Consider the following 5572-nt stretch of genomic DNA (forward strand, 5'->3'; position numbering starts at 1 on the left):
CGCGGCGCGCGGGGCCGCGCCCCCCTGCCCTGCGGGGGGCGCGGCCGTATCAGGGGTGAAACCGGAAGGTGCGGTCATGTCCGGGTCACTGATCCAGCGCGTTGTCGTTCGTCTTGATCGCGGCCTTCCAGCCTTCGTCGGCGGACTTGCCCTGCTGCTCGACCTGGAGCAGGCCGACATCGGTGAAGTTCTGCTTGATGACGGCGTCCTTCGGGCCCAGGACCTGCGTCGGACTGTCCTTCGCGGCCTGGGAGAAGATCTTGCCGATGGGCGCGTCGTTGAAGTAGGGGAGCTTGGCGTCGGCCACCTGGGGCAGGTCGTACGCGGCCTGGGCGCTGGGGAAACTCGCCTGCTTCTCGAAGAGCTTGGCCTGCTGCTCGGGCGCGGTCAGCCAGGTGGCGAGCTTGACCGCCTCGTCCTTGTTCTTCGCCGCCTGCGGCACGGAGAGGAAGGAGCCGCCCCAGTTGGCGGGCTTGGGGGCGGCGGCGACGTCCCACTTGCCCTTGTACTTGTCCCCGGCGTACTCCTTGATCTGGCCGAGCATCCAGGCCGGGCAGGAGGCGGTGGCGAACTTGCCGTTGGCGAGCGCCTGCTGCCAGGGCTTGGTGAACTCCTGGAGCCCCGCGGAGAGTTTGGCCGCGGACGCGTCGGTCGCCAGCTTCCACGCCTTCTTGACGGCCGGGCTGTCCTTGTAGATGGGCTTCCCGCTCTTGTCGTAGTAGACCTCCGAGCTGCCGGAGACCGCCGCGTTGAACAGCCCGCCGGCCGAGTCCAGGAACGCGGCTCCGCCCGGCGCCTTCTTCGCGTAGTCCCGACCGGCGTCGAGGTACTTCTGCCAGTCGCCCGCCCAGAGCTCGGAGACCGCGTCACGGTCGGCCGGGAGCCCGGCCTGCTGGAAGAGGTCCTTGCGGTAGCAGATCGCCATCGGGCCCACGTCCGTGCCGAGGCCGATCATCTTTCCGTCCTTGGCGGTGGCCTGCGACCACTTCCAGCCGAGGAAGTTCTCCTTTTTGACGCCGTCCGCCTTCGAAAGATCAACGAACTTGTCGGCCTGGGTGGTGGTGACCTCATTGATGTTGCCCACCTCGACCGCCTGGATATCGGCGAGCCCGCTGCCCGAGCCGAGATGGGTGAGCAACTGCGGGTAGTAGTTGGAGGCCGGTTCGATCACATTCTCTACGATCTTGATATCCGGGTGCAGCTTTGTGTACTCGTCATAGAGCCCGGCCTGTTTGAAACCCATGACGCCGTAGGTGCCTACGGTCACGACCGTCTTGCCCTTGCTGTCGCCGCCGGACGAGCCGGACGAGCCGGCGGATCCGTCGTCGCCGTCGTCGGCGCAGCCGCTGAGCACTCCGGCTCCTAAAGCGGCGACGGCCGCGAGGACCACGGCTCTGCTGCGGTGACTACCAGTGCTCCTACGCATTCCGTCCTCCTAGCGCCCCGCCCAACGGCTTCCGGCCAATAAGTACCGATACATGGGTCTTTGAGATGCATCGAGCCGGGTGGACATCGTGCGGGTTGTGTATGGCCCAGGTACTGTGGGAGCGCTCCCAGCGGTGATGTGTTGAAGGGTCGCGGCTCCCCGCAGGGGTGTCAAGACAGTGCGCGAAACAACTTCCCGAAACCACACTGCTGTTGAATGACTCCGCAGCCGCCCATTGGGGAGTTGGAGCTGCTGGGTACGGACGGCTGGAGGCGCGATATGGCAGGAACGCGGCGGCATGGCGCGGGGCGGGGACGGCCGACCCTCGAGGAAGTGGCGGCCCGCGCCGGAGTCGGCCGCGGCACCGTCTCCCGAGTGATCAACGGTTCGCCGCGGGTCAGTGACCGCACCCGGACCGCCGTCGAACAGGCCGTCGCCGAACTCGGCTATGTGCCCAACCGGGTGGCCCGCGCGCTCGCGGCCAACCGTGCCGACGCCGTCGCACTGGTCATCCCCGAGCCCGAGACCCGGCTCTTCGCCGAACCGTACTTCTCCGACATCATCCGCGGCGTCGGCGCCGAGCTCGCCGACACCGATCTGCAATTGCTGCTCACCCTCATCCGCACCCCCAAGGAACGGCAGCGGCTCGCGGACTACCTCTCCGCGCACCGGGTCGACGGGGTGCTGCTGGTCTCCGTGCACGCGGACGACCCGCTGCCGGACCTGCTGGAGCGGATCGAGATGCCCGCGGTGCTCAGCGGCCGCCGCTCGGCGCATGAATCCGTCCCGTACGTGGACTCGGACAACACCGGGGGTGCCCAGTCCGCCGTGGAACACCTCATCGGCCGCGGCCGCTCGACGGTCGCCACCATCACCGGACCGCTGGACATGTATGTCGCCCAGTGCCGTCTGGAGGGCTACGGCGCCGCGGTCCGGGCGGCGGGCCGGGAGGTGGAACCGGAGCTGGTGGCGTCCGCGGACTTCACCGAGGAGGGCGGCCGCCGGGCCATGCGCCAACTGCTCGACCAGCGCCCGGACCTGGACGGGGTTTTCGCCGCCTCGGACGTGATGGCCGCGGGCGCCCGTCAGGTGCTGCGCGAGAGCGGGCGCCGCGTCCCCGACGATGTGGCGCTGGTCGGCTTCGAGGACTCGGCCGTCGCCCGCCATATGGACCCCCCGCTCACCAGCGTCCGGCAGGCCACGGAGGAGATGGGCCGGGCGATGGTGCGGGTGCTGCTGGAGGAGATCGAGGGGCTGTCCGACCGCACCTCCAAGCGGCCGCAGATGGTACTTCCTACCCAACTGGTGCGGCGGGAGTCTTCCTGAGGGGCAAAGCGTGTGGGGCCGGTGGTCGCGTATCGCGCGACCACCGGCCCCACCTCAGGGGACGGGCCGTGTGCTTACAGCGCCGGGTAGGCGTTCTTCAGCAGCTCCTGGAACTGGGCCGAGAACCAGTGGCCCGACAGCGGAGCGTTGGCGAGCGCACCCGACATGTTGTTGCCGTTGCGCGGGTTGCCGGTGTACGTCGGGTCGCACATCCGGTCGAAGCCCTTGCCCTCGTCGTTCGGGATCGAGGAGCTGGAGCCGTCCGACTCGCCCGGGGGCTTCATCCACACATACGCGTCGATCCCGGCCGCGGGTGCCGCCTTGGGTCGCTCACCGAGTCCGGCGCCCGACTGGTTGCACCAGTTGCCGATGTGGATCCGGCGGTCGTAGCGCCCGCCGTTGACGTATGTGTCCACGTCCGACTTCGCGCCGGGGCCGCTGGGCCGGGCGCTGCCGCCCCAGCCGTTGCGGGAGGTGTCGATCAGGGCGCCGACGTTGCTGGGGAAGCCGACGTTGACCAGCTCCTGGCGGAACGCCTGGGCGAAGGAGAGCTCGTCCACGTACCGGTTCCAGTCCACCCACTTCGACTGGCGCACGGAGGTCCCGTTGACCGAGTCGTTGATGGTGTAGTTGTTCTCCTTCAGCGCGCTGTAGTTGGCCGTGTTGACGATGATGCCGGCCACCTTGTCGACCGTGCTGCCCTCGGCCGTCGCCGCCTGCTTGAGCACCTGGGCGGTGGCGTTGAAGTTGTCGTCCCAGCCGATCCAGCCGTGGTGCCCGGCGTCCACGTAGTTGTAGACGTTGCCGATGGCGCCCAGCTTGTTCAGGGCGTAGCCGACGCCCTTCACATAGTTGCCGTTCGCCTTCATGGTGTCGCACTGCGGGGTCGCGGTGGGACGGCCGCCGGTGTTGGTGACCAGGTTGGGCAGCGAGTCGATCTCGATCGTGGTGACGATCCGCAGATTGGAGTTGGCGTACTTCGACTCGGAGAGGATCGCCGCGATCGGGTCGATGAACTGCGTCTTGTACTTGTCGATCTCGGTCGGGCCCAGTTCGCCGTTGGACGCCAGCGCGGAGCAGTCACGCCCGGGCAGGTCGTAGACCACTAACTGGACGACGGTCGGGCTGCCGGCCGACTGCTGAAGCGCCTTGTCGAGGTGGGCGCGCAGCCCCATGGCGCCGCCCGTGCCGTTGATCGCGGCGATGCGGTCCAGCCAGACGCCGGTCGGCTGGTTGGAGATCTTGCTGCCGCCGGGTTCGGCGGCGGCCTTCGCCGACCAGTCGGGGTTCACATACACCTTGGCGCCCGCGTACGGGTTGTCGACCTTCGCGGCGGCCGCCCTGCCGCTGTCCACCTGGGCGGACGCCACACCGGTCAGCGCCCCCATGGTCAGTGCGGAGGCGGCGAGCAAAGTGCCCGCCATTCGGATTCTGCGGCTCATCGCATTCCCTTCAGGTGATCACGGAGTCCCACGCCGAAGTTGGTCGGCGTGCCGTTGTAATCGCTGATCAGAGACGGGCCCGAGGAACAGTCCCAGGTGTTCCAGGTCCAGCCCAGATACGAGGCGCCCTTGGCGTCCAGCCAGGCCATGACCCGGTCGATATAGCCGTGGGAGCAGGTGTTCTCGCCGATCTCGCCCGCCACGAAGGGGACCTGGGCGATGACCGGGGCGAGCTGTTCGTCGAAACAGCTCTCACTCGAGCAGGTGTTGAAGTTGTAGGTGTGCCAGGCGGCGGCGAGGTTGCCCGCCGGGTCGTTGGGCTTGTACGTCAGCCACTGGCGCAGATCGTTGGAGTAGGCGACCCCCGGGATCAGGACCAGGTTCTTGGCGCCCGTGGTCCTTACGGCGTTCAGCAGGGTCTGCATTCCGGCGACCTGGAAGTCGATTCCGGGGCAGTTGCCGCCGTCGCGCCAGCACTTCCACGCCGCCGTGAGGTCGGAGGTGGCGCGGTCCGGGAACGGCTCGTTGAACAGGTCGAAGACCACGGCCTGGTCGCTTCTGAAGGTCTGGGCGACCGAGGTCCAGAAGGCCGGGGTGTACTGCGCGCCCGGCATCGGCTTCTGGCAGGTGGCGTACTCGGTGCCGGGGCAGTGGTGTCCCCTCCGGTGTATTTGCCGTGGGACCAGTGGAGTTCGACAAGGCGTGGGGGTGCTCGCATGGAGCGACTCCTTGAGGTCCAAGCGCCGCTCGATACGGCGCTGACTGCTGGAACCGCTCCCACTGGTTGAAGCGAAGGTAGCGCTCGGCGGGCTCATGTCAACAGTTCCCGTTCACGGAATTATCGGTAGAAGACCTCTGAGCACCCGGTGTTGTTCAAAGACTTGACACCTCATCAGACCGACACGAACCTTGGGAGCGCTCCCACTGGTTCGCACTTTCCCCCACCACCCGCACGAACCGCGAGGAGGTCCCCCGATGCGCGTACAGCGTGGCTCCCCCTTATCCGGCGCACGGCTCTCAGGGGCACGACGGCGCATGCGACGGCTGGTGACCGCCCTGGCCGCCGCGCTCTCGCTCCCCGTGGCCATGACCACGGCGGGCGGCGCCCCCGCGCACGCCGCGGCGGTCCAGTGCGGGGTCGACTGCAAGAACGACCCGGCCTGGTCGAAGGTCGAGGCGTATCTGAAGGGAGGCGCGGTGCCCAGCTTCACGTACCACCGGTTCTGGGCCCAGGCGGATATCGCGCTGGCGATGGGGTCGTACGCGGACCTCTTCGAGTAGTCACCATCGCGCGACGGCGGGGCTCCCGGGCCGGGGCCCCGCCGCTCATGCGCCGTTCAGCGCGCGGCCCGCTCCGCCGCCCCCGCACCGGACCCGG

At 68.3% G+C, this 5572-nt stretch carries 3 protein-coding genes and 2 pseudogenes; 2 read left to right on the plus strand and 3 right to left on the minus strand.

Annotated elements, in window-relative coordinates; genetic code table 11:
- Positions 1–85: 85 nt before the first annotated feature.
- A complete protein-coding gene (locus KN815_RS45800; RefSeq protein ID WP_216347711.1) occupies positions 86–1426 on the minus strand; it encodes an ABC transporter substrate-binding protein in 1341 nt (446 codons plus the stop codon).
- Positions 1427–1705: 279 nt separating this feature from the next.
- Here KN815_RS45800 and KN815_RS45805 point away from each other — a divergent pair, with 279 nt between their 5' ends.
- Positions 1706–2752 (plus strand): LacI family DNA-binding transcriptional regulator, encoded by a 1047-nt coding sequence (locus KN815_RS45805; RefSeq protein WP_216347713.1) that lies wholly within the window; start codon positions 1706–1708, stop codon positions 2750–2752.
- A gap of 74 nt (positions 2753–2826) precedes the next feature.
- Here KN815_RS45805 and KN815_RS45810 read toward each other — a convergent pair whose 3' ends face one another.
- Complete coding sequence (locus KN815_RS45810) at positions 2827–4140, minus strand: glycoside hydrolase family 6 protein (RefSeq protein ID WP_253209660.1); 1314 nt, start codon at positions 4138–4140, stop codon at positions 2827–2829.
- A gap of 50 nt (positions 4141–4190) precedes the next feature.
- Positions 4191–4894 (minus strand): annotated as a pseudogene (locus tag KN815_RS45815) (cellulase family glycosylhydrolase); the annotation flags it as partial.
- Positions 4895–5340: 446 nt separating this feature from the next.
- Here KN815_RS45815 and KN815_RS45820 point away from each other — a divergent pair.
- Positions 5341–5475 (plus strand): annotated as a pseudogene (locus KN815_RS45820) (glycoside hydrolase family 48 protein); the annotation flags it as partial.
- Between the last annotated feature and the right edge of the window lie 97 nt (positions 5476–5572).

Origin of the sequence: Streptomyces niphimycinicus, assembly GCF_018883605.1 — a bacterium.
In the GTDB taxonomy this organism is placed as follows: Bacteria; Actinomycetota; Actinomycetes; order Streptomycetales; family Streptomycetaceae; genus Streptomyces; species Streptomyces niphimycinicus.